The organism is Alteromonas sp. BZK5 (assembly GCF_014349115.1).
GTDB lineage: Bacteria > Pseudomonadota > Gammaproteobacteria > Enterobacterales > Alteromonadaceae > Alteromonas > Alteromonas macleodii.
Genome location: NZ_JACSOE010000045.1, coordinates 1 through 23,808 on the forward strand (window position 1 = coordinate 1; position 23,808 = coordinate 23,808).

The 23,808-nt window shown below is 45.6% G+C and carries 18 protein-coding genes; 3 read left to right on the forward strand and 15 right to left on the reverse strand.

Annotated elements, in window-relative coordinates; all coding sequences use genetic code 11:
* Window positions 1-148 precede the first annotated feature (148 nt).
* The 8 genes from BIZ39_RS13410 to BIZ39_RS13445 all read right to left on the reverse strand — a co-directional run bounded on the left by BIZ39_RS13410 (window position 149) and on the right by BIZ39_RS13445 (window position 12,851).
* Entirely contained in the window at window positions 149-769 is a 621-nt protein-coding gene (locus BIZ39_RS13410) for an SPOR domain-containing protein (protein ID WP_187447210.1), read from the reverse strand.
* A gap of 46 nt (window positions 770-815) precedes the next feature.
* Window positions 816-2,147, reverse strand: a complete 1,332-nt coding sequence (folC, locus tag BIZ39_RS13415) for a bifunctional tetrahydrofolate synthase/dihydrofolate synthase (RefSeq protein WP_187447211.1) — start codon at window positions 2,145-2,147, stop codon at window positions 816-818.
* Complete coding sequence (gene accD / locus BIZ39_RS13420; RefSeq protein ID WP_136782920.1) at window positions 2,147-2,992, reverse strand: acetyl-CoA carboxylase, carboxyltransferase subunit beta; 846 nt, start codon at window positions 2,990-2,992, stop codon at window positions 2,147-2,149. The genes folC and accD overlap by 1 nt, the downstream gene beginning before the upstream one ends.
* Window positions 2,993-3,302: 310 nt before the next feature.
* Entirely contained in the window at window positions 3,303-4,094 is a 792-nt protein-coding gene (gene truA / locus BIZ39_RS13425) for a tRNA pseudouridine(38-40) synthase TruA (RefSeq protein ID WP_187447212.1), read from the reverse strand.
* 204 nt (window positions 4,095-4,298) lie between these two features.
* Entirely contained in the window at window positions 4,299-9,110 is a 4,812-nt protein-coding gene (locus BIZ39_RS13430; RefSeq protein WP_187447213.1) for a FimV/HubP family polar landmark protein, read from the reverse strand.
* 498 nt (window positions 9,111-9,608) lie between these two features.
* Window positions 9,609-10,625: an aspartate-semialdehyde dehydrogenase gene (locus BIZ39_RS13435; RefSeq protein ID WP_187447214.1), complete on the reverse strand. Its 1,017-nt coding sequence runs from the start codon at window positions 10,623-10,625 to the stop codon at window positions 9,609-9,611.
* A gap of 29 nt (window positions 10,626-10,654) precedes the next feature.
* The gene (locus BIZ39_RS13440; protein ID WP_187447215.1) at window positions 10,655-11,857 is read right to left on the reverse strand and encodes a 4-phosphoerythronate dehydrogenase; all 1,203 of its coding nucleotides are present in this window, start codon (window positions 11,855-11,857) and stop codon (window positions 10,655-10,657) included.
* Window positions 11,858-12,095: 238 nt separating this feature from the next.
* Window positions 12,096-12,851 (reverse strand): class II aldolase/adducin family protein, encoded by a 756-nt coding sequence (locus BIZ39_RS13445; RefSeq protein ID WP_187447216.1) that lies wholly within the window; start codon window positions 12,849-12,851, stop codon window positions 12,096-12,098.
* A 174-nt stretch (window positions 12,852-13,025) separates the two neighbouring features.
* Between BIZ39_RS13445 and BIZ39_RS13450 the strand changes: the two genes are divergently transcribed.
* A complete protein-coding gene (locus BIZ39_RS13450; protein ID WP_187447217.1) occupies window positions 13,026-13,715 on the forward strand; it encodes a Crp/Fnr family transcriptional regulator in 690 nt (229 codons plus the stop codon).
* A 41-nt stretch (window positions 13,716-13,756) separates the two neighbouring features.
* On the opposite strand, the gene BIZ39_RS13455 is transcribed toward BIZ39_RS13450, so the two are convergent.
* The 4 genes from BIZ39_RS13455 to BIZ39_RS13470 all read right to left on the reverse strand — a co-directional run bounded on the left by BIZ39_RS13455 (window position 13,757) and on the right by BIZ39_RS13470 (window position 17,707).
* Window positions 13,757-14,053, reverse strand: a complete 297-nt coding sequence (locus tag BIZ39_RS13455) for a type II toxin-antitoxin system RelE/ParE family toxin (RefSeq protein ID WP_049589147.1) — start codon at window positions 14,051-14,053, stop codon at window positions 13,757-13,759.
* On the reverse strand, window positions 14,050-14,280 hold the full coding sequence (locus BIZ39_RS13460) for a type II toxin-antitoxin system ParD family antitoxin (RefSeq protein WP_014976888.1): 231 nt from the start codon (window positions 14,278-14,280) through the stop codon (window positions 14,050-14,052). Before BIZ39_RS13460 ends, BIZ39_RS13455 begins: the two co-directional genes overlap by 4 nt.
* 353 nt (window positions 14,281-14,633) lie before the next feature.
* The gene (fabB, locus tag BIZ39_RS13465) at window positions 14,634-15,848 is read right to left on the reverse strand and encodes a beta-ketoacyl-ACP synthase I (protein ID WP_187447218.1); all 1,215 of its coding nucleotides are present in this window, start codon (window positions 15,846-15,848) and stop codon (window positions 14,634-14,636) included.
* Window positions 15,849-16,141: 293 nt separating this feature from the next.
* Window positions 16,142-17,707: an AMP-binding protein gene (locus BIZ39_RS13470; protein ID WP_187447219.1), complete on the reverse strand. Its 1,566-nt coding sequence runs from the start codon at window positions 17,705-17,707 to the stop codon at window positions 16,142-16,144.
* 223 nt (window positions 17,708-17,930) lie between these two features.
* Between BIZ39_RS13470 and BIZ39_RS13475 the strand changes: the two genes are divergently transcribed.
* The gene (locus BIZ39_RS13475) at window positions 17,931-19,205 is read left to right on the forward strand and encodes a Kelch repeat-containing protein (RefSeq protein WP_187447220.1); all 1,275 of its coding nucleotides are present in this window, start codon (window positions 17,931-17,933) and stop codon (window positions 19,203-19,205) included.
* Between the two features lie 3 nt (window positions 19,206-19,208).
* Window positions 19,209-21,269: a bifunctional tRNA (5-methylaminomethyl-2-thiouridine)(34)-methyltransferase MnmD/FAD-dependent 5-carboxymethylaminomethyl-2-thiouridine(34) oxidoreductase MnmC gene (gene mnmC / locus BIZ39_RS13480; protein ID WP_187447221.1), complete on the forward strand. Its 2,061-nt coding sequence runs from the start codon at window positions 19,209-19,211 to the stop codon at window positions 21,267-21,269.
* 124 nt (window positions 21,270-21,393) lie between these two features.
* Here mnmC and BIZ39_RS13485 read toward each other — a convergent pair whose 3' ends face one another.
* Genes BIZ39_RS13485 through BIZ39_RS13495 form a run of 3 tightly spaced genes read right to left on the reverse strand, consistent with a single transcriptional unit; the run spans window position 21,394 to window position 23,564 of the window.
* A complete protein-coding gene (locus tag BIZ39_RS13485) occupies window positions 21,394-22,119 on the reverse strand; it encodes a FlgO family outer membrane protein (protein WP_187447222.1) in 726 nt (241 codons plus the stop codon).
* Window positions 22,120-22,129: 10 nt separating this feature from the next.
* Complete coding sequence (locus BIZ39_RS13490; RefSeq protein WP_187447223.1) at window positions 22,130-22,894, reverse strand: FlgO family outer membrane protein; 765 nt, start codon at window positions 22,892-22,894, stop codon at window positions 22,130-22,132.
* Window positions 22,895-22,898: 4 nt separating this feature from the next.
* Window positions 22,899-23,564, reverse strand: a complete 666-nt coding sequence (locus tag BIZ39_RS13495; protein ID WP_061095389.1) for a FlgO family outer membrane protein — start codon at window positions 23,562-23,564, stop codon at window positions 22,899-22,901.
* Between the last annotated feature and the right edge of the window lie 244 nt (window positions 23,565-23,808).

Genomic DNA, 23,808 nt, shown 5'->3' on the forward strand with positions numbered 1-23,808 from the left:
TTACTCATGTGACCTTCTCCTTCTTGATAGTGATTTGAACAACCCTATCTTGGCTCATTTGAAGCCTTTATGGGAGGAGAGGGTCCATACCATTAATCCCTGTTGCTCTGTCCGTGCTTAATTCGACTAGCGCCAGGAACAATGCGCACTATTCAACTTTGAACGTAGTGACCTTACCTTTAAGACTCGTGAGTTCCTTTAAGTGAGGTAGTGCCGATTCCAGTTTTTTCTTGTCTAAATCTGGGCCAACGAAAACTTTATTAAGCGGGCCAGAACTGGTTTGAATTTTGCGACTAAACGCACGATATCCAGCCTTTTCTAGCTTAGCTAACAGCGCTTTTACGTTTTTCTCGTGGCGGAAGCTACCAAGTTGAATAACCCAACCAGCGTCATCGTCTGCGGGACTTTTTGTATTAACCACCGTTTGGCTTGCTAGATTGTCCTCTTCTTCAAAGGTTTTCACCGCTGGCGCTTTTGCGGTAGTGGCTTCACCTGCACGACCACTTTCCCCTGCGCCAGAAGAATCCAGATCATCATCTAATGCCGTTTCATCTTGAATTTCAACCGCTGGCACCGCAGCTTTCGCCACGCGCTCTGATGGAAAAGGTTCTGGCTCTACGATGGGCTTTTTAGGCGGATTAGCAGGTACAGAGACAAAAGGTTCTCTGTTTGTTTGCTTTTTGCCATCAAGAAAGTCTGGTAAAAAGATTACCGCTAGGGCGACAACAATAATTGTCCCCACCAGTCTATTCTTTAATGCCGATGTCACTGTGCTCTCCTGCTTGAATACACGGTTTTACTCTACAATGCGCGTGTTAGTTTTGCTCAGCAAGCACGTCTGCTACGGTAACAAAAGAACCAAAAACGAGAATAAGTTCACCAGTTTGATAATCTGCAAGCGCGCGCTGATATGCCGAGGTCACGTCCTGAAACGTGTCTATATTCTCTATGGTTGTGCCGGCATTAACAAGTGCATTTTCAAGTACTTCTGCCCTGCAGCCCCGAGGACCACTCGTTGACGCTACGTACCACTTGGCATTAAGTGTCGCCAGTGGCGCTAAGGTCTCTGCAATAGACTTATCTTTTAGCATGCCCACCACAACGCGCATTTGGCTTACATCGTAACGGTTTAGCCAATCTTGCATAGCTGTCGTCGCCTGTGGATTATGGGCAACGTCTACAACTACTAACGGGGAATCACTGATAGTCTGCTGGCGCCCTGGCATGGTGGTGTTCTCAATAATATCTCTTACCACGCTTTCTTCGGGCAGCAAATCTAGTAGCTCCAGCGCGGCCAACGCTGTACTCGCATTTTGAAGCGGAATTTTAGGATAAGGTAGCGACGTATAACTATTGCTCTTCCCTTTCCAGCTCCACTCACTGTAATCACTTGATACCACTGTTTCGAAATCTTGAGTAGCCCAACGTACGTTAGCTTGTAGCTCGTTAGCCACATCGTAAAGCGATGATGGAGGAAACAGTTCACCAACCACAGCATTGCCGTTTTTGCGCATAATGCCCGCTTTTTCCCGAGCAATTTTTTCGCGGGTATTACCAAGCCAATCTTGATGGTCAAGATCGATAGTCGTAATAACAGCTAGATTGGGATCAATAATGTTGGTGGCATCCAAACGTCCGCCTAGGCCTACTTCAAGAATGACCACATCAACAGCCCATGACTGCATCATTTTCATAGCAGCCAGTGTACCGAACTCAAAGTAAGTTAGAGTAATAGGTTCGCCACCGGTGTCTTTTCGCGCGCTTTCAACAAACTCAAATGCATTTACAAATTCATCGGCAGGCGGTAATTCGCCGTTGTACCGCACGCGTTCACGATAGTCGGTTAAATGGGGTGAACTGTATACCGCAACACTTTTGCCTTGCGAAAGCATGGCCTGCTCAAGTAAGCGGCACGTTGTGCCTTTACCGTTTGTGCCTGCAACAGTAATAACCAAAGACTGGCTAAGTGAAAGTGCCATGGCATTGGCCACTTCTTTCACTCTGTCTAGCCCCATATCGATGGCGCTAGGATGAATAGATTCTAGGTAGGATAACCACTGGCTCAGGCTTTTTTGCGAAGATGAAGACGCTGAGGCGCTTTCTGCGTGTGGCGCTGAGCCAGTATTTAGATTGTTTTCGTTATTCACTAATTCTTATAATGCAACTTAACCAACAGGCTGTGTAATCTATCACGCATATCTCTGCGGTCAACAATCATATCAATTGCACCTTTCTCAACAAGGAATTCACTGCGCTGGAAACCTTCAGGCAGCTTTTCTCTTACTGTTTGTTCGATTACGCGAGGACCCGCGAAGCCGATAAGCGCTTTTGGCTCAGCTACGTTTACGTCACCAAGCATTGCCAAGCTTGCAGATACACCGCCCATTGTAGGGTCGGTAAGCACGCTGATATAAGGCAGGCCTTTCTTGCTCATTTTAGCCAGAGCAGCAGATGTTTTAGCCATTTGCATTAGCGACATCAATGCTTCTTGCATACGTGCACCACCACTTGCACTAAAGCAAATAAGCGGCATATCGTTTTCTAAACATGCATTAACAGCAGCAACGAAGCGAGCGCCTACAACCGATGCCATTGAGCCGCCCATAAACGCAAACTCAAAACACGCAACCACTACCGGCATACCTTTTAGCTTGCCCTGCATTACCACTAGTGCGTCTTTTTCGTTTGTCGCCTTTTGTGCGGCAACAATGCGATCTTTATAACGTTTAGAGTCTTTAAATTTAAGTACGTCTTGCGGCTCGTGTTCTGCACCTAACTCAACGCGATCACCTTCATCTAAGAACGCGTCGATACGGCGGCGCGCCGTAATACGCATGTGATGGTCACACTTAGGGCAAACTTCCTGAAGTTTTTCCAGTTCGCTCTTATACAGCACTGCTTGGCATGAACCACACTTTGTCCAGATACCTTCTGGTACGTTACCTTTGGTTGATGTTTGCGTGCGAGGAAGAATTTTTTGAATCCAGCTCATGGAAATTGAATCCTTTGTTTTTTGTTTGCCGACCATGACGATTGATGTTTGTTCATACTTGTGGTCGACAACACATTAATTTTTTTAAGTTTCATATTGTATTACAAAGAAAAAATACGTAACACAATAGAACAGCTACCTAATATAGCGCGCTATTAGACCACAATACAACGAAATGGAAAAAACAAAACTGGTCTTAGAAGTTGGCAAGGGATGATTTGAAGATACACGCTTCAATACAACCTGAGTTAACTGCTAGCTGATGTGCAACTAACTCAGATTGAAAAATTTAAAGACGAAGGTAGATAGATTAGGCCTCTGGAAGGAATAGCGGCCCTAAAGGCGGTTTAGGCAAACCGTGCTCGTCAGGGTATGTGACGTCAACCAAGTACAACCCATTTGGCTTCGCCGTGGCTGCAGATTTACTTCTGTCTTTCAGGCTTAACAAGTGAGCTATCCAATTTACATCTTGCTCCCCTGCCCCAATCTCAACAAGCGCGCCCGTGATATTGCGAACCATATGATGCAAGAAAGCATTGGCGCGAATATCGATAATAACGTATCGCCCCTGACGATATACGCTTACATCAGTAACGTTGCGAAATGGCGTTTTACTTTGGCAAAGCGCTGCGCGGAACGAGGTGAAATCTTGTTCGCCTAGCAACGCTTGTGCGGCAACATGCATTTTTTTCTCGTCTAATTCGCGATGAATATGGGTAACCCCGGAATTGAGAATAGCTGGACGCATTTTCGCATTATGAATAACGTAACGATAGCGGCGATGGGTAGCAGAAAAACGAGCATGAAAGTCATCGCTGACGTTCTTTGCCCAGGTAACAGCAACAGAGTTAGGCAGATTCGCATTTACGCCGAGTGTCCAAGCGCGCTCTGAGCGTGGTGCATCACAGTTAAAGTGAACCACTTGCCCAGTAGCGTGTACACCAGCATCGGTACGTCCAGCGCACTGTACTTCAATGGGTTGGTTGGCTACTGTCGATAGTGCCTTTTCAAGATGTTCCTGAACACTTGGTACTTCACGCTGGCGTTGCCATCCGTATACAGCAGCACCGTCGTATTCAATCCCTAAGGCAATTCGCCCCATATCTGTATTACCCCGTTTCTGAAAAGGCGCTAAGTGTAGTCATGTCGCTTGCAACATGCAATGCTGCTAATACCCAAAACTCTTTTGCGTTTTAGAAAATGAATGTACATCGCCTAAAGAAAAAACGGCCTGTATATCTTGTAAATATACTGGCCGTTCAAAATCTCAAACGAGAGCGCGGTTATGCGCATAAGAGCAAACTACTTAAGCAATATTCGCTAAAATCGATGCGGCTTCCTGCTTTTGTTCCTCGCTACCTTCTTTCATTACTTCTTCAAGTAACTCTTTTGCAGCGTCTGCATCATCCATTTCAATATAAGCGCGAGCTAAGTCCAGGTTAGCGTTCTGCCCTGCGTCTTTGTCTATATCAATCACTGTGTCTTCATCCGACACGCCTGTGAAGTCAGATAAACTTACATCGAGATCTAGCGCTTGGCTATCTGGGTCAATAGCGTCTGCATCATCGCCATCGTTCATCAGCGCCTCTACATCTAGGAAGTCCTCTGGGGGTGTTTGGGCGTCGCTTTCACCGTCGACATCACTAAGTAAGGCGGCGAGATCTAAATCTGGGTTATCGAGTTTAAGGTCGTCCTCTTGAGCCTTTTCAGTCTCAACGGATTGAGCCTCTTGTTCGTCCTCTTCAATTTCAGTTGGCGTGGCAATATCCAATTCCACATCATCTGGAATTTCAAGGTCGTCTAATGCAAGTTCCGAATCATCTTCTTCAAGGGCGAAAGTATCTTCGTCGTCTTCTTGCTCAGACTCAAAAGCACCATCTTCGTCTAGCTCAAAGGTTTCATCTTCTTCGTCTAGTTCAAACGTATCATCGCTTTCGTCGAATCCAAGGTTGTCGTCACTCCCTTCTAACTCGAATGTGGCTTCATCATCTTCCAGCTCAAGTTCGAAAGTATCTTCACTCTCTGCTGAAGATGCTTCTGGATCCTGACCGTCGTCATCACTTTCAATTTCACTGGTGTCGACATCACTTGTATCAACAATAGCGTCTGACTCAAGACTTTGAAGAAGCTCATCGAATTCCGCACTGTCAAGATCGTCAAGAATCTCGTTGTCGTCTACATGGTCATCGTCACCGGAAGCAGACAACCAGTCGTCAAGGCCTGGAACATCGTCAAGTTCGTTAAAGTCTTCTTCGCTGTTCTTATCTGAATCGCTTTGGTTTAAATCAGTTTCTTCAGGTGAGCTCGATTCTTCAGCAGCACTAGATTCTGATGATATTTCGTCACCTTCATCTTCACCGTCTACTACACCGTCAATTTCTTGCTCTAATTCAAAGCTTTCTACTTCGTCATACGCAGCGTTTAACAGGCTGTCGTCGTATTCATCACTGTCTTCTGCTGAAGCATCTTCCGCTGGCTCTGTTGGCGCTGAGGGCTTTTCCTGCGCTGATGGCTCTTCTCCCGCTAAAGGCTCTTCCGTATCCATCTGACTGAACGAAGGAATATCATCCATCATCTGTCTTTCAAACGCTTCAATAGCGTCATCTAGTGGATCGTCTGACGTTTCCTCCGCCTTTTCTTTGGCGTTTTCGTCGACAGCATCGAGCTCTGGCTCTACGCCTGTTTCTGGCTGTAGTTCTGCCTCGGCTTCCGTTTCTAGCTCTACTTCATCTTCCGAGTTGGTTTCAGGCTCAGCTTCGAATTCTAGCTCTGATTCTGGCTCTGGCTCAGATTCAAGTTCCGCCTCTAATTCAGGCTCAATCTCAGTGTCTTGTTCTGCATCTACTTCAGTGCCAAACTCTGGTTCACCTTCGGCTTCCGCCTCTAGCTCTACTTCATCTTCCAAGTCGGGTTCAGCTTCAGTTTCAGGTTCAACTTTTTCTTCTGGTTCCTGGTCTTGTTCTGTTTCAGAATCGATATCCTGTTCCAATTCAGATTCAAGCTCAAGCTCAGACTCAGCTTCAAATTCTAGCTCTGATTCCGGCTCCGGCTCAGATTCAAGTTCCGTTTCTAGTTCAGGCTCAATCTCAGCGTCTTGTTCTGCTCCTATTTCAGTGCCAAACTCTGGCTCTGAATCTAGTTCTGACTCTGGTTCACCTTCGGCTTCCGCCTCTAGCTCTACTTCATCTTCCAAGTCGGCTTCAGGTTCAGCTTCAGTTTCAGGTTCAACTTTTTCTTCTGGTTCTTGGTCTTGTTCTGTTTCAGAATCGATATCCTGTTCTAATTCAGATTCAAGCTCAGGCTCAGCTTCAAATTCAAGCTCTGACTCCGTCGCTGGTTCAGACTCAAGTTCTGTTTCTAGTTCAGGCTCAATATCAGCGTCTTTTTCTGCTTCTACCTCAGTGCCAAACTCCGGCTCTGAATCTAGTTCTGACTCCGTTTTACCCTGGGCTTCCGTCTCTAACTCTACTGCATCTTCCGAGGCGGCTTCAGGCTCAGCTTTTTCTTCTGGTTCCTGGTCTTGTTCTGTTTCAGAATCGAAATCCTGTTCGAATTCAGATTCAGAATCAGCTTCAAATTCTAGCTCTGATTCCGGCTCCGGCTCAGACTCAAGTTCCGCTTCTAGTCCAGGCTCAATCTCAGCGTCTTGCTCTGCTTCTACTTCAGTGCCAAGCTCTGATTCTAGTTCTGACTGCGGTTCACCTTCGGCTTCCGTCTCAAGTTCTACTTCATCTTCAAAGTCAGCTTCTCGCTCAGCTTCTGCTTCTGACTCGCTCAAAGCTTCAGGTTCGAACTCTGAATCTGTTTCATCATCAGGTTCTATTTCAGACTCAAGCTCAGAAAGTAGCTCGTCTGTCAGCAAATCTACATCTTCACTGCTTTTAGATTCTTCAGCTTCTAGTTCAGCAAGCAACTCATCAGTTAGCGGGTCGCTAAAATCATCTTCGCTAGCGCCTTCTTCATCGCTTTCAGGCGTTTCAAGGTCTACGTCTTCATCGTGAGCTTCAGGACTAACTTCAGGCTCGCCATCCAACTCTGCTTCAAGCTCTTCATCAGCTGAAGGCAGTTGATCCGCTGAGGGCATTTGATCCGCTGAAGGCTCTTCAGCAAGCTCATCTTCCGCCTGTAGCTCAGCAATAAGCTCATCGGAAAGAGGGTCACTGAAGTCCGCGTTAGTTTCAATTTCGTCGGTGACTATTTCGTCTAAATCGTCGGTAATGGCATCAAGACTCTGAATAGACTGCGGCGACGGCGAAGAAGTTGTTATTTCTTCCTCAAGATCATCCTCGTCTTCGTCATCTTCTTCACCTAGGCCACCCATCATTTCGATTTGCTCAATTTCATTTAACAAATCGTCGGTGATTTTATCAATTTCTTTATTTTGCTGATTAATCTCGTCGTCGAGCTTGCTCAACATATCCTCATTGATAAGGTCGTCATTGCTGTCTAGCTCATCAGTAAGACCTGCATCAACGCCGTGCTCTTCTAGCAAATCGTCAATACTGATTTCAGGCTTATCGTCCTCATCTTCTACGGTTGGCAAAGAAGAAACACTTTCTGTTTCTTCGCCAGCGTCAGATAAATCATCAACCGAGCTGGCAAGCAACGCGTCGATATCGTCTTCATCAACATTGTCAGATTCTGCGGTTCCGTTGACCTCAGCCAGTATGTCGTCAGGGTCTATGTCGCCCGACTCATCTAGCTCATCACTCTCAAGTTCTGCCGCGTCTTGGCTTTGTACATCATCAAGCAAGTCATCAATGTCAAAATCATCGGCATCTGTCGATGCAGCCTCGTCAGCAACTTCCGTCTCTGGCTCGCTTTCATCGGCAGCATCTTCATCAAAGATGTCGTCATCCCCTGACAGGTCGAAGCCTTCAAGGTCGTCAGTGTCGTTTTCGTTTAATACTTTATCTGACAGGTCATCGTCGTCAAACAGACTATCTAGTTCACTTTGATCAAGCTCATCATCGCCAGCTTCAAACAAGTCATCACTGCCATCGTCTGGCACCAACATGTCGTCTTCAAGGTCGGCGAAGGTTTCTAGTTCGTCATCTAGGCTTTCTTCTAAATCTGAGGTAAGTACGTCATCAAGTAGGTCGTCGTCATTGAACAAGTCATCATCTGACAACTCTGCTTTATCATCAAAGTCAGGGGCTAGTGCACTTGAAAGATCGCCAATGTCAGAATCAGGTACCGGCACTTCATCGTTATCGGCTGTAATCGTAGGTCCAGCCGCAGGCGCTTCGTCAGGCTTACTATTACGTTTTAGCAGCCACATGATAAGACCACCAACTAACAATAGTGACAGAATTGCCGAGCCTATAATTAGACTCAGAGGGCTGGTAAGTGCGCTTAAAAAAGAAGACTGCTTTTCTGCTTCGCGCTGCGCTTGCTCGGCCTTGATCATGTCGAGCAATTCTTGCTGAAGCGCCACTTGCATATCTAGTTGGCTCTTAACATCACCTTCGACTTGCCCACGCAAGGTTTCTAGTTCGCCATTAACGGCCTCAACACGCTCGTACAAACGTCTGTTTTCGTTAAGAATCGCTTCAACATTTTCCAGTGAGGCTGCAAACTGCATACGCAGTTCATCAAATTGTCGGGTTTGCTCCTGATCTAAGCGAGTGATTTTCTGCTCAATATCAGTTTGGGTTTGCGTCAAGTCTTGTTGATTGACTAAAGGCGATGCAGGCTTGATATTTCTTACGCTACTGCCGGGCTTATTAAGCAATTCAGCAAATGCTCTATCATCCTGCTCAGCGCGCATCTGGGCTTTTTGCTTATCAATTCTGGCAATATAGCGCTCTGATGGTAACTTTAATACCGCACCATCAACTAATAAATTTAAATTGCCGTTTTCAAATGCGTTTGGATTGAGCTCGTAAATGGCGGTCATAACCTGATATACGCTCAGGTTATTGTTTTGGCGATAGCGCTCAGCAATGCGCCATAGGGTATCGTTGGCGTCGATGGGCCCATATTCCAGGCCCGAATACTGATCAGTTGCGTCTTTGGGACCTTTTAAGAAGGTAGCGCGTTCTTGTGCATCAACAGTGATGATAGGGCCAGACAAACAAAGTGTTAGTAAAAGTAAGCCCGTTAAATGCAATTTCATAGCAGTCCTATATGCCCTCAAGCGTCTTTACCACCCGAGACGTATGGGCGGATTTTCTAGCCAATCAGTACGGAAGAAAATATTGGCTTTTATTTTTATTCTTAAGCCACCTTGAAACCATTAATAATCAAGCTAGCGTTTTACAGTCTTTTTGAACTTAGCAGTAAGATTTATTTGCGCTTTATAGAGTTCTTACCCTTCGCCTAAGTGTCTGACTGAATATTGTTTTTAACGTTGTTCTATTCCTAACTTTACAAACTATAAACCAGTTATTAAGGGTGATCTAGTTAGACAGTAGTATTGAAGCGCTCTAATGCTTAAATTTTCGCTAAAAACCGTCATGCAGTAGCTTAGAGTGCTGTCTTTCTATCCCGTTGAATAGTGCTGCTTCATTGCAACAGGCAATGCCTCTTTCATTGCGTATCGGCAAGCACAGAAAAATGTTTACCTTTTCCTGTGCTTATCCGACTAAACAGAGGTTGATGCTCTGTAAAACACTTACATATAGTCGCGAATGAGTGTCTCAGCAATTTGAATGCTATTTGTCGCTGCACCTTTACGAATGTTGTCTGACACTACCCATAGGTTTAAACCACAAGGGTGAGTAATATCATTCCTGATACGCCCTACATGCACAATATCGTTGCCGCTAGCGCTGCTTACTTGCGTAGGGAATTGCTCATTACCGTCATAAACTGTTACACCTGGCGCTTCGGCTAAAAGCTCTTTAACATGCTGCGCATCTATTGGCGAACGCGTTTCAAGGTGAATAGCTTCAGCATGCCCGTAGAAAACCGGTACACGCACAGCCGTCGCATTTACCAAAATACTCTGATCGCCCATGATTTTTTGGGTTTCCCACAGCATTTTCATTTCTTCTTTGGTGTAGTCGTTGTCTTGGAATACGTCGATTTGAGGTATGACATTAAAGGCAATTTGGCGACTAAACGATTCTGGCTTTACTTCACGTGCGTTTAGCAAACCTGCGGTTTGTTTAGCCAACTCTTCCATGGCTTCTTTACCTGCACCAGAAACTGACTGGTATGTGCACACGTTAATACGGTCAATACCAACAGCGTCTTGAATAGGTTTAAGTGCAACCAACATTTGAATGGTTGAGCAATTTGGGTTCGCAATAATGTTTCTATTGCGAAACTCTGCCAGTGCATGGGCGTTAACTTCTGGCACCACAAGTGGGATATCTGGCTCGTAACGAAACTCTGAAGTATTGTCGATAACAATACAGCCTTCCTCTGCCGCTAGCGGAGCAAATTTTGCAGAAATGCTGCCTCCAGCTGAGAAAAAGCCAAATTGCACTAATGACCAGTCGAAATCATCAGCATCTAATACTTCAATGTCTTCGCCTTTAAACGACACGGTACTACCTGCTGAACGTTTACTGGAAAGCGGATACAATCGGTTTACCGGAAAGTCTCGCTCTTCTAATAGTTCAATCATGGTTTGGCCCACTAGACCTGTGGCGCCAAGTACCGCTACGTCAAACGCTTGCGACATAATGCTTTATGCTCCTAATATTAAAATAACTAAACCAGACTTACGTGAAAGCCCAGTTTGGTGAATGTGTCTTGGATTTGCTTACTGGTGTTTTTTGGCAAGTGTAACGCATAGGCGCTGCACTCGCGACGCACTCTGTATTGCTTACGCAATGTAGAGAACGTATTTGCTATGTGTGTCTCTGGCGTTTCATTATGGCCTGACGCAAACGCGTTTCGCGTTATCTCATCGTCAATAGCTACATCATACACATTGTGGAATACGGCAATGAGATCCTCAACGGACAACCGCACCGCCTCAGGCGAATTTAACGCAACTTTGATCGGATTGGTTTTCTCTAAAAAGTCGCTAAGCACTTTGTCTGGGGCTTTGCCCACTACGTCACAAATTTGCTCGTAAATCATTTGCGTACCGCGCACTTTGCCTTCTACAGAGTGCCCCGCGATATGTGGTGTAACGAACCAAACATAGTCAAATAATGCTGTATTTATGGCAGGCTCATTGTCGAATACGTCGAGTACCACCGTTGGCGGTTTTTCACCTCGAAGTACACTAAGTAGTGCCACTTCATCAATAACCTCACCCCGGCATGCATTTATAAGCAGCTGGTTTGACGTTAATCCTTCCAGAAACGCTTCATCTATCATCTGATATGTAGGATATTCGCCGCCTTTAATAAAAGGCACGTGAAGCGAGATAACATCGCACTTTGCTATTTGCGCTAAGTCTACAAATGACTGACCGTTATGCTCCTTCTTACCAGATTTTGTTAGCGCTTGCTGTAGCGGCGGGTCATACAGACAGTGTTTAACGCCAATTGCCATTAAAATTCTTGATAATGCAGTTCCCACATTACCAGCACCTACTATTCCCACTGTCGCATTATATAAATCGAGCATTTGGGCTTTTTGCGCGTGCAGCAAAACACTCAACACGTACTCGGCAACCGCTACGGCATTACAGCCTGCTGCACTGCTATGCATAATACCCACGCTATCTAAATGCGTTTTATCTAAATGATTGGTCCCCGCCGTTGCCGTAGTAACAAACTTGAGCTTGCTAGCGCTGGTCAGCAGTTCAGGGGTAACCTTGGTGGTAGAACGTAGCGCAAGAATATCTACATCGCGCAGCATTTCAGGCACAAGAGATTGCCATGCATAGGTTTCAACCTCACCTACGCTATTAAGGTAATCGGTGCCAAACGGAATGGTGTCTTCAAGAAGTATTTTCATGGCGCTAAGTGTACCTTAACTTAGGCTTTTAGTAACCCAGCGCCCTTGATTTATCTTGTCGGTGATTCGTTTAATTTACGTCATTTTGATGCACGTTTGGCCGCAACATTAAAGAGACGGCCGAAGTTCATACAATCCTTTAACACGGGAACGCTTGAAGCAAACCGCTTTAGCTCACGTTTTTTGTCCACTTCATCCGTTGCGATCATCGTATTAGATAACGTTAAACTTCACGCCGTTACTTGTCATATCCAGGGAAACGGCGTTCAACGCGTCGTTTAATACCCGGCCATGCTAACGAACCACCAGCCTGCCGGGTGACTTGATCGGCCTGCATTCGAATGCCATCTAGAATTGCCGAATGAATTGGAATAAGCGGCTTGCCTGTGGCCTGCGCTTTTAACTGAATTTCACAGGCGCGCTGCATAATAAACATAAACAAGAAAGCATCGGGAGTATTGTCTGCACAGGTTAAAAGCCCGTGATTGCGCAAAATCATAAATTGGGTATCGCCAAGGTCGCGAACCAATCGCACTTTTTCTTCTGGGTTTAGCGCCACGCCTTCGTAGGCATGATAGGAAAGCGACGCCAGCGGAAAAAGCGACTGTTGCGAGTATGGCTGCAACCCTTCTTCTAAAATGGATACCGCCACACCTTCTGCTGTGTGCAAATGCAAGACACATTTTGCATCGTCTCTAGCCTCATGAACAGCGCTATGAATAGTAAAACCTGCTGGGTTAATGTCGTACTCACTTTCCATTACCTTGTTACCGTGAAGATCAACTTTAACCAAGCTTGATGCAGTAACTTCATCAAACATTAAACCGTAAGGATTGATCAAGAAATGATGATCAGGCCCAGGAACACGGGCAGAAATATGGGTAAAAATAAGGTCGTCCCAACCATACATAGCGACTGCACGATAACATGCGGCTAGATCAACACGGGTTTGCCATTCTTCACTGCTAACTTTCGACTTTACTGAATCTGTCATAGCTTTACTCTTTTAACGTACAAATTAATTTCATTTGAGGCGGGTGCCCTAGGTGGAAGGCTCGATACCTTGAACGTTTCAATGAAACTTCCACTTACTTTCTCTTACCGCCTACATTACGCGCAGTAATTGCTATACACTGTCGGATATACGACATTGTAAGAAATTTGTTAAATGGAAAAATTTAAACCTGTTCTCGCTAGCTCTACTTGGTTTGGCGCGCTCCCACCCTTTTTGCAGGAAGCCATGTTCGACAAGATGCGCCTAAAACACCTAAAAGCAGGGCAGCAACTTCATGCCAAAGGTGAAGACGGTGTCGGTTTTTACGGCGTATGCGAAGGCCGTTTAAGAGTTGTCACTGTGGGCGTAGATGGTCGCGAAATGCTATTTGCGCTACTGGGCCCCGGCACCTGGTTTGGTGAGATATCGATGTTTGACGACCTCCCTCGTACTCACGACAACTTCTGCGAGACAAATTGCACGGTGGCGATTATTCAAAAGAACGCGTTTAAAGCACTGCTTGAGCAATATCCTGAACTCTACCCGCATTTTACTCGCCTTTTATGCACGCGAGTGCGCAGCGCTTTTCAGTTTATTGACTCAAGTGCGGGTCTTAGCCTTAAGCACCAGCTGGTAAAACGGCTTTTAATGCTTACCACCAGTTACGGTCAGCATTTGCCCAAACATAACGCGATTACACTTACCCTTTCGCAAGAATCTTTAGCGCAAATGATAAATAGCAGTAGGCAAACGGTGAACCAGTTATTAGGTGAACTTCAACAAGAAGGTTTGGTAAAACGGCATTACGGGAAAATCACTATTCCCGAGCCAGATACCTTGTTTAGTCGTTATCAGTTTATTTGACTTGACGCTTCAGCCACATTACTGGGTCTTTCCTCCGTATTTCAATCGCATAGATGTATAGAGTATTTCATCTGTTGATGAAGTACCCTAATAACGAAAATGCCGTCATCGACTTTTTTATAGAAGACCATGTGCCTATGAACTGGCAGTTGAAAGTAATTCTTTCTGATATCCTCTGCTGAAGTACCGATACTAGGTTTTTCCGCCAGAATGACTAGAGCTTCGTGTAGGGCAACAAGATAGGCTTCAGCTTGAGTTACGCCATGAATATTGGCTGAATAATCGTAAATCCCGGAGATAACTTCCTCTGCTTTATTGGAGAGGGTATATTTATTCATTCTGAGGCTCGAGTTTTCTTAACTTGAATAATATCTAAAACATTCTTATCACTTTTCCCACTCAATTCACCTTCTATGAGAGCTAAGCTAATTGCCTCTCGCTCACTCTGATTGCGACGCACTAAATCGCGAATATAATCACTAGCATTAGCAAATTTGCCAGTTTTTACTTGTTCATCAATCCACGTACGCATTTCGTCAGGAAGCGACACATTTAAAGTTGCCATTGTCTATTTCCGAATGTCCACCATTTGCAAATTATGGCAAACATTGACAAAGATTGCCGATTGAGTAATGAAAGTTGGTTTAACCGATAGCTCAGAGCACTTAGTTAAACGACAAATTTAGCGTCACTCGAAACACTGCGCTTAATAAAAATTTGACATTCTGCTTCACGGACAAAACACACAATTACAATCGCTTAAGCGGCCGCTTCTGAAAACACAGGTTTTATTTAAAAAATACCAATAAAAAAAGGGCGTAAACACAAGCACCCACGGTGCTCAGGTTTACGCCCTTTTGTCTTCTTTGAAACTTCTTAACTGAAGTTAAAAAAGCTTACTGGTTCAAGCGGTTTTAATTAACCGTTATAACGCTGCATAACAAGCGTTGCGTTAGTGCCGCCGAAACCAAAACTGTTAGACATAATTGTGTTTAACGTTGCTTCACGTGCTTGGGTAACAATATCTAGCCCTTGTGCCGCGTCGTCTAGCGTGTCGATATTAATTGATGGCGCAATAAAGTTATTCTCCATCATCAACAAGCTATAGATAGCTTCGTTTACACCCGCAGCACCTAGTGCGTGACCTGTCAGTGACTTAGTTGCACTAATAGGTACGCCCGCTTGGCCAAACACTTCTTGAATCGCCGCAAGTTCCTTCACGTCACCTACAGGCGTAGATGTGCCGTGGGTATTCAAGTAATCGATTGGCGTATCGATATTTTGCATTGCCATTTTCATACAGCGAATTGCGCCTTCACCCGACGGTGCAACCATGTCGAAACCGTCTGATGTAGCGCCGTAACCTACTACTTCGCCGTAGATTTTTGCGCCGCGTGCAAGCGCGTGCTCAAGTTCTTCAACAACAACCATACCGCCGCCGCCTGAACTTACAAAGCCGTCGCGTGCTGCGTCATAAGTACGTGATGCCACAGCAGGATTGTCGTTATATTTAGAGCTTAGTGCGCCCATAGCGTCGAATTGGCTTGATAGTGACCAATGTAATTCTTCACCGCCACCGGCGAATACTACGTCTTGCTTACCAAGCTGAATAAGCTCTAGCGCATTACCAATACAGTGGGCACTAGTTGCACACGCAGAGGCAATTGAATAGTTCACGCCACGAATTTTAAACGGTGTCGCTAAGCAAGCCGATACCGTAGATGCCATACAGCGGGGAACCATGTATGGACCAACACGCTTAACGCCCTTTTCGCGAAGAATATCAGCAGAAAGCACTTGGTTTTCAGAAGACGCGCCACCTGAGCCAGCAATAATACCCGTGCGCTCGTTTGAAATGTCGCTTTCTTCTAAACCAGAGTCTGCAATGGCTTGTTGCATCGCCACGTATGCGTAGCCTGCCGCATCGCCCATAAAGCGCATAGCTTTACGGTCAATATGGTCTTTCAAATCGATGTCGATGTTGCCCCAAACTTGGCTGCGAAGGCCCATTTCGGCGAACTGTTCTGAAAATGTAATTCCAGACTTACCCGCTTTAAGTGAAGCAAGTACGTCTTCTTTATTTACGCCGATGCTTGATACGATACCAAGACCGGTGATAACTGCTCTTCTCATAGTTTACCCTTTGCGTTGTTGCGGCTTATGGTAACGATTTTGAATGGTAAAGTGGTCTGCTCTGCCAATTGCCATACTCAAATTATCCAAACTTCAGCGTTGCAATACCTGTTTCAATTCTGGGCTTGTGTGTATAAACAGGTAGTTTCCCACTTCCCTTCTTTTTCGTTTCTGCCGTCTTTGTCTAAGCTTTCTTGTTCAGAATATTTCCAATGTAGCACGAATGCACAGGGTCATGACCAGCGTTAATTTATACCTTCATAAAACCTTCAAAATAGCTTTAGCGGTTTCTTTTATTGACAAAAGTGAGCTCTAAGTTTGTTCTTAAATATTTTACCCGTATCTTCTCTAGGCAGAGCATCGAGTATTTGCAACATTTTAGGCCACTTGAACCGCGCCAGTTTGCCATCTAAATACCCATGTAGCGCATCAATCGACAGCGCATTGCCGGGTGAGCATTGAACAGCCACCACAACTTTTTCACCATACTCAGCATCAGGCACACCGAATACCGCACAGTCTGCAACCTCAAGCATTTCGATGATGACGCTTTCTATTTCAGCAGGAAATATATTGGCGCCACCTGAGATGATCATGTCTTTTTTCCTATCGCAAATATATAAGTAGCCATCTTCGTCGACATAACCCATATCACCTAATGTCGTGAATTCACCAACATGTAAGTCGCTTTGCGTGCCCGTAGTATTGGTATATTTGAATGGCGCGAACATGGAAAGGTGCGCATATATAACGCCAACACCACCTACTTCGCACTCCTCTTTATCGTCGCTCAGTATTTTAATCGCGGCACCGGGAATGGGCTTACCCACAGAATTTGGCTTATCTAATGCTTCTTGAGATGAAATTAGGGTCATAAAGCCTAATTCACTAGCACCATAAGATTCATAGAAAATTGGACCAAACCAGTTAATCATTGCTTCTTTCACATCGCTTGGCAGTGCGGACCCGGTTGATAAGGCAAATCGCAAGCTTGAAGTGTCGTATTTGCTTCTTATCGACTCGGGCAGTTTAAGTAGCCTCACCATCATAGTGGGAACAATATAGGCGTGAGTCAGCTTAATTCGCTCTATGTCTTGTAAAAAGCGTTCGGGGTCGAATTGAGGCTCAATGTATACATCAATATTACCCGCTGCTAAACAGCAGAGCGTAAGCGCGTGTGGTGCACTGTGATAAAGCGGTGCCGAGACGAAAAAGCGATCACCTATTGATAGCTGCATTAACGCTTCAGACAGCCCCTTAAATATCAAATAAGGGTCTGGCCGCGTTAGGTCTTCATCTCGCTTAATACCTTTGGGTTTTCCGGTGCTGCCAGATGTGTAGGGAAACATGCCCTTAAAGCGTTTTGGCGGCTCATTGTGGCGCGTTGCGTTTGGGGCAGCTAATAGCGTATCAAGGCACTGATACTGTTCCCCAGTTTTCGCCTCTGATGCTAACAGTGAATTATCTGTTAAATGATAGCGCTCTAAAATGCTTTCCGGCGTTTTAATCGTGTATATCACTGACAAGGTGGAAACTTGTAATAAGGTTTGGCGGTCATTCTCCCCCTTTAATAAATCGCGATGAGCGAACAGCACTTTAGCGCTGCAGTCGTCTAAAATAGGCAGAAGTTCGGCAACAGGGCTGTGCCAATTAAGCAGAACATAGCGCGAACCCACATATCGGCATGCCTCAACTATTTCAAATATATCGACATGGTTTCGCATAAAAATAGCTACCACATCGTTATCGCACACACCTTGCTCAGCCAGTGCACGTGCTATGATACGTGCACGATCATCCATTTCGTCTCTAGTGCGTTTGCAAATGCTTTGACCACATTGGTGAAACACGCCCGCCATACCTTCTCCCTGAACTATCTTGAATAGACCTAGCGCCAAATTTAACAAATCATTTACAAAAACAATTAAATAAGCGTATTGTTTTTACTGATAGATTGTTATTTGCAGAAGCAATAAGAAAAGAAGAGTTTAAAGCAGGTACAAACTTTTGCGGAAAAACAAAAAGGTGACAGGTAGAATACGCGGCCAAACGTTCGAAATTTAGATAAAACTGAAGATTGCTGTGTTATTAAAAAAGCCAAGAACCATTGCTCTACGCATTTTTCAAAGTGCGGTACCCCGACTTTCTTTCGTGGTGGCTGCCTTTATCATTGCTTCTGCAGCGACTGTCTCAGTAACAGCTGCGCATACCGTCCTCCCCGCGCTACCAGAGCCAGTTTCAAACAATGCCGTAGCTTCTGTAACCATAGACGACACACAATATGTATTTAGTTTTATGGGGCTGGGCAAAGGCAAGACCCATAAAGACGTGCACAATCGTGCTTGGCAGCTTCCTATTGATAGCAAAGATAAACCTTTGCAGTGGCAAGCCCTTCCCCCAGTTCCATCCAGCCTTGCACTAAAAGGTCGTTTGGCTTCCGTAGCAGTGGGCGTTAATGACAGCGTTTATATTTTTGGCGGTTACACGGTTGATGAAGATCACAATGAAATTAGTACGCCAGATGTTTATAAATACGCTCCTGTAACAGGGGAATATACGCTATTAACGCCTATGCCCGTGCCTGTTGATGATGCAACTGCTTTAGTTTACCAAGACCGTTACGTTTACTTAGTTTCAGGCTGGCACAACGATGGCAACGTAAACCTTGTGCAGGTTTGCGATACGCAAACCGGCCAATGGCAACAGGCGAGCCCTTTTCTTGGCAATCCAGTATTCGGGCAAGCTGGCGGCATCGTTAATAACACTATGGTAATTTGTGACGGCGTTTCTGTAACACCTCACAGCGATAAACGCCGTAGCTTTGCTGCAGAAACTGCCTGCTTTAAAGGCGTAATTGATAAGCAAAACCCTTTTAAGATTGATTGGCGCACGCTTCAACATCCAACGGGTACTGCGCGCTATCGCATGGCGGCAGCGGGCGATAAGGCCACGAATAAAATCTATTTTGTGGGCGGTTCGACTAATCCGTACAACTACAATGGCATTGGCTATAATGGCGAGCCTTCAACTGCAGATGACGCCATCTGGATCTTTGATATTGCGGAAGAAACCTGGGTTATATTAAAAACAGATGCTGAAGTGTCTACAATGGATCACCGCGGGTTAATTAACGTTAACGGTTCTTGGAGCACCATTGGCGGTATGCTTGGCGCACAGCACGTGACCAGTAAAGTAACATCGCACTTTTCAACACCTGCAGAAGTGTACTGTCCATCTAGAAGCCAGGCTAGCTCTGGCGTTTCAAAACAAGGATCGGATGGGCAAGCTGTTGAAGTAGTGAAAACCGCCTCCAATTCAAAGTGCCAACACCAAAACAATATAAACGGAGAAAAATAAACAGTGAAATCTAAGCATGCACAGGTTCATTTTAATGAGAGCGGTACGCCTGTCGCCGACCATTTTGACGACGTTTATTTTTCTAACGACAGCGGAATTGATGAAACCCAACACGTTTTTGTTGCAGGCAACGACCTTGCTGAGCGCTGGCAACAGTGGCGCACCCCTACTTTTGTCATCGCCGAAACAGGTTTTGGAACTGGGCTGAACTTTTTGGTTGCCATGCGTGCCTTTAACGAATTTAGAGCAGCGAACCCTGATCATCCGTTAAAGCGCCTGTATTTTATTACCACGGAAAAGTTTCCACTGCCTCAACAGGATATGCAGCGTGCGCTAGAAGCTTTTCCTGCCCTTAAAAACGAAGCGCAAGCACTCGCCTCACTTTACCCCATGGGCCTAGAAGGTTGTCATCGCCTTCATTTTGATAACCATTCAACCACACTCGACTTGTGGATTGGTGATGTGCACGAGCTTTTGCCTCAATGGCATTCTCCTGCAAATGGCCTCATCGATGCCTGGTTTTTAGATGGTTTTGCACCAAGCAAAAACCCTGATATGTGGACCGATGCACTGTTTAGCCAAATGGCTCGCTTGTCAAAAACCGGTACAACCTTTGGAACCTTTACCGCCGCAGGTGTCGTAAAACGTGGGCTAGCTGGTGTGGGTTTTACCATTAAAAAACGCAACGGTTTTGGCCGTAAGCGCGACATGCTGACCGGCGTTTTTAACCAAGACAATGAGAATGTGCAGCATAAACTTCGTCTGCCTGCTGGCCCCTATTACAGGTACGCTGACGACAGTTTAGATAAAACAAGCAAAGTCGCAGTAGTAGGCTCCGGCCTTGCAGCAGCTACGGCATGCTTGGCTTTAGTAAAACGCGGCATTAGCACCACTTTGTATTTTGATGGTGACACCCTTGCAAGCGGCGCTTCTGGCAACCCGCAAGGCGGCTTTTATCCGCAGCTCCATAGCGAAGCAAGTATTGCCAGCCGCATTCAGGCGCACAGTTTTTTGTATGCTAGAAAAGCCTACGACCACACTATTGAACATGCAAAAGCCTGTGGCCTATCTGACGTTGCCCACGATTTCTGTGGCGTTATTCAACTAAGCTTTAACGACAAGGTAGCAGAACGCCAAAATAAATTGGCTGCTGCCGACGTTTGGCCTGAAACTTTAATTAAGCCCGCAGACAGCAAAGAAGTGAGCGATATCGCTAACCTAGCTCTTCCCTACTCTGGCTTATACATTGGCTTGGGCGGATGGATTTCTCCTCCACAGCTAGTTACTGCCATGATTGAAGAAGCACTTCAAAGTGGCAAACTCACGCTGAAACCCAATCATATCTATGTATCTCATGAGGCAGTTGAGACAACAAAGCAACAGGTGCGGATTCGTTTTAACTTAGATAGCGCTGAGAATGAAGAAGTTATTACTGCCGATCATCTTATCCTTGCCCTTGGTGCAGGTGCGGTAAACGCTAGCGATTTTAACAGCCTGTCCCTTCGCCCCGTTCGCGGCCAGGTTGAAGCTATTCCCACCCAAATGCCAATTGAACAGCTTAACACTGTGTTGTGTCACAAAGGCTATATGACACCTGTATTCGAAGGTCGGCATGCGTTAGGTTCAACCTACGTTAAAAACGACTTAAGTACCGATGTACGAGGCGATGAAACTGAAATGAACCTCGCCACCCACGAACAGGCGCTGGCAAACACCGACATCGTGCAAGCATTACAACATGACGGTAAAGCCAGAGCGGCTACCCGTTTAGGTTCACCCGACCACCAGCCTGTTGTCGGTGCACTACATAACTTTGATTTATTAAAAGAGCACTACACTATGCTAGGCGTGGGCAAACCGTTGACTAGCGCGCCAGTGTTGCCAAGCAGCGTAGTTTCCACCCTTACTTGCTTAGGGTCACGAGGGTTAACCACAGCGCCTTTAATGGCAGAGGTTTTGGTGAGCAGTCTATGTAAGGAGCCGCTACCTTTAAGCAACGATTTGCTTAATGCAGTGAACACAAGCCGCTTTATGACTCGCGAAGCAATTAGAAGTCAGGGTTAATAAACGGAGGGGTCTTTGTGAAAATTCTCCTGTGCCTAGACACAAAAGACCGGATGTTTAGAGATTTTAAAGCGAATATGCAATGAGTTCGCTTTCGAAAACAGAGTGCAAAGGAAGTAAATGGCTAGTTTACGCTAGCCATTTTATTTAAATCCATCACGATAAACGCAGGAATGTATACGTTGGCGCTTGCCACCACTTGTTTATTTTCCAGCGACACGATACGGGCGTTTACGCGGACGCCTCTGTCATCTTCAATGATGGTGCCAGTTACAACATGGTCCATTTCAACCTGTTTAGCGAGTGCAGTACCATCTCGAGTAAGTACGAAATCGCCGACTGGCGTTACGGTAATGCCACCTGCAAGCTTAAAGTCGACAACCGCTAACCCAAAGTCTTGTAGCTCGGCTATTAGATACTCTGAAAGCTGATTGCCTAACACGGTGCTGTCGCTCAACGACTGATTAAGCCGAACAAAACTTGCCACACCCACCATATCTTGATGCGTAAGACGGGTTGCATTGTCCATTAATTCCATCGCAAGTTGCGAGGCGTAATCATTTAAGCGCTTATGCGTTTGTGACGGTGAATAGCCATGGTGTAGTGGGTCTTTATAGCCGGGTTCGACTTCCACGTGCTGTTGATATTGTCTATCGCGAGAATCTGGAGTGTACTCCAGCCCTGAACGGCTTGGTACAGGCACTGGCTCGGCGTGATGAGTAATTTCACCGTCTTCACCTAACCAAAATGAGCCAATAGACTCTGTGCTAGTGCACCCTGTCATACATACACTCAGCATTACGCCAACGGCTGCCCAACTGCTTGACACAAGCTTCTTTGTAAACACCATGCTGAAACTCCTAGCCGCGACTTAGCTTAACGCCATCGCGCATACCGTTTTGCTGGCTACCGTCACTTGGAATAAGTGCATCTACTACGTAGAACGGCACTAACATTTGCGCAGTTGCCACCACTGCGCGCGACTCCATGCCTAAAATACGGGCGTTAACTAACACGCCACCTTGGTGCTTGGTCATTGTTCCCGTTAACACGTATTCAATAGGAAGGCTGCTGCTCAATTCCAAATAGTCTCGGCTTAATACAAAATCACCATCGTCAGTAATACGAATATACTCGGTGGCTTTGAAGTCGATAACCGGCACGCGGAATTTATGCAGTTCGTGAACAAAAGATTCCGCCATCTGACGACCAAGCAAATCTGTTTTCTGCAAGTCAGTATCTAGTAGTGCGAAATGGGTTACACCAATAGGTGTCTTGTTATTCACATATTCCATATTGGCAATTAAGTCTTGCGCCATGTTCTTCACATAGTCGCCAATATGCTTGGTTAGAGGTCGACCCTTATACGCGCCCTGTACGCTCGAATACAAAGGAGGTTGACCGATAGCGCCGTACGCGTCCATACCCTGAGACTGAGTATCACTGGTATTTTCAACTGGCTTTGAGGGAGCGCGGTCGGCGGCAGTAATATCAATCACGTTCATGGCCGGGCGCTGAGGCGCTTGTTCGGCTACCTCTTCTTCCCCCATCATCATAGAGCACCCGCTGACGCTTAGCAGTGAAGCACAAAGCGAAAACGCCGCGTATTGATTTCGTCTTTTCATGGGGTTACCTCGTACCTTCAGTTCTGTATAACTTGCCGTTTCTGGTGGTTACTTGTTCTTCGCGCCAAAACAGTTCGGCAGGGAAAAAGCGTGTTGCTGCAGCGACAATGTTTTTATTTCTAGCGTTGATAATTCGAGCGTTAACCACCGCGCCAGACTCTTGATACACCATAGTGCCGGTTATATAAAAATCGACGCGCTCAATGTTGGAAAGCTGGTCGATATCGCGGGTTAATACTCTGTCGCTTTCGTCACTAACAATTATATCGTTCGAAAGCTTAAATTCTTGAGTAGAAAAGCCTCTTTTCGTGGCCTCAGTAATCATTCCCTGTTCAAGTTGATGGCCCAACAACATTAGCGGATGTTGATGACCAGCACTGTATTTCATAGTATCCGCAGGTACAAAGCCGACTACCGCATAGCGAGACTGACGTGCTGGACCCACATCAGCAAAAAGTTCGTTCGCCAACATATAGGTATGGTATTCCACATTCCCCAATGCTGATACATCGCTGGCATCGGTTTGCGCAAATTGACTCTTAGGTTCGTCAGATGAAGAGCAACCAGAGAGTAAGCCCAAGATAAGCGCGGTATATACCAAGGCTTTCGCGACTAAGCGACCATTTTCTGTCAGCAAAGCGTGAGAGACAGGTTTTGTCATACTTTTCATTACACATGTCCAGTGAAAAACGTCAAATTTCTATCGGAAAGAAGCAAAAACTCATCGAAAAACAGTGATCAGCTACTACGCAAACCGACATTTTCAGTGTCTTTAAACAGGCTTTTGCAAAATTCACACCAAAGAAAGGCTACAAGCAGCATTGACCGTTACATTGGAGGTTACATTGAAAAAAAATTGCTGATAACCAAGTGACGTAAAGCGCCTAGTTTCAGGAGATGTACCTTTCTCAGTG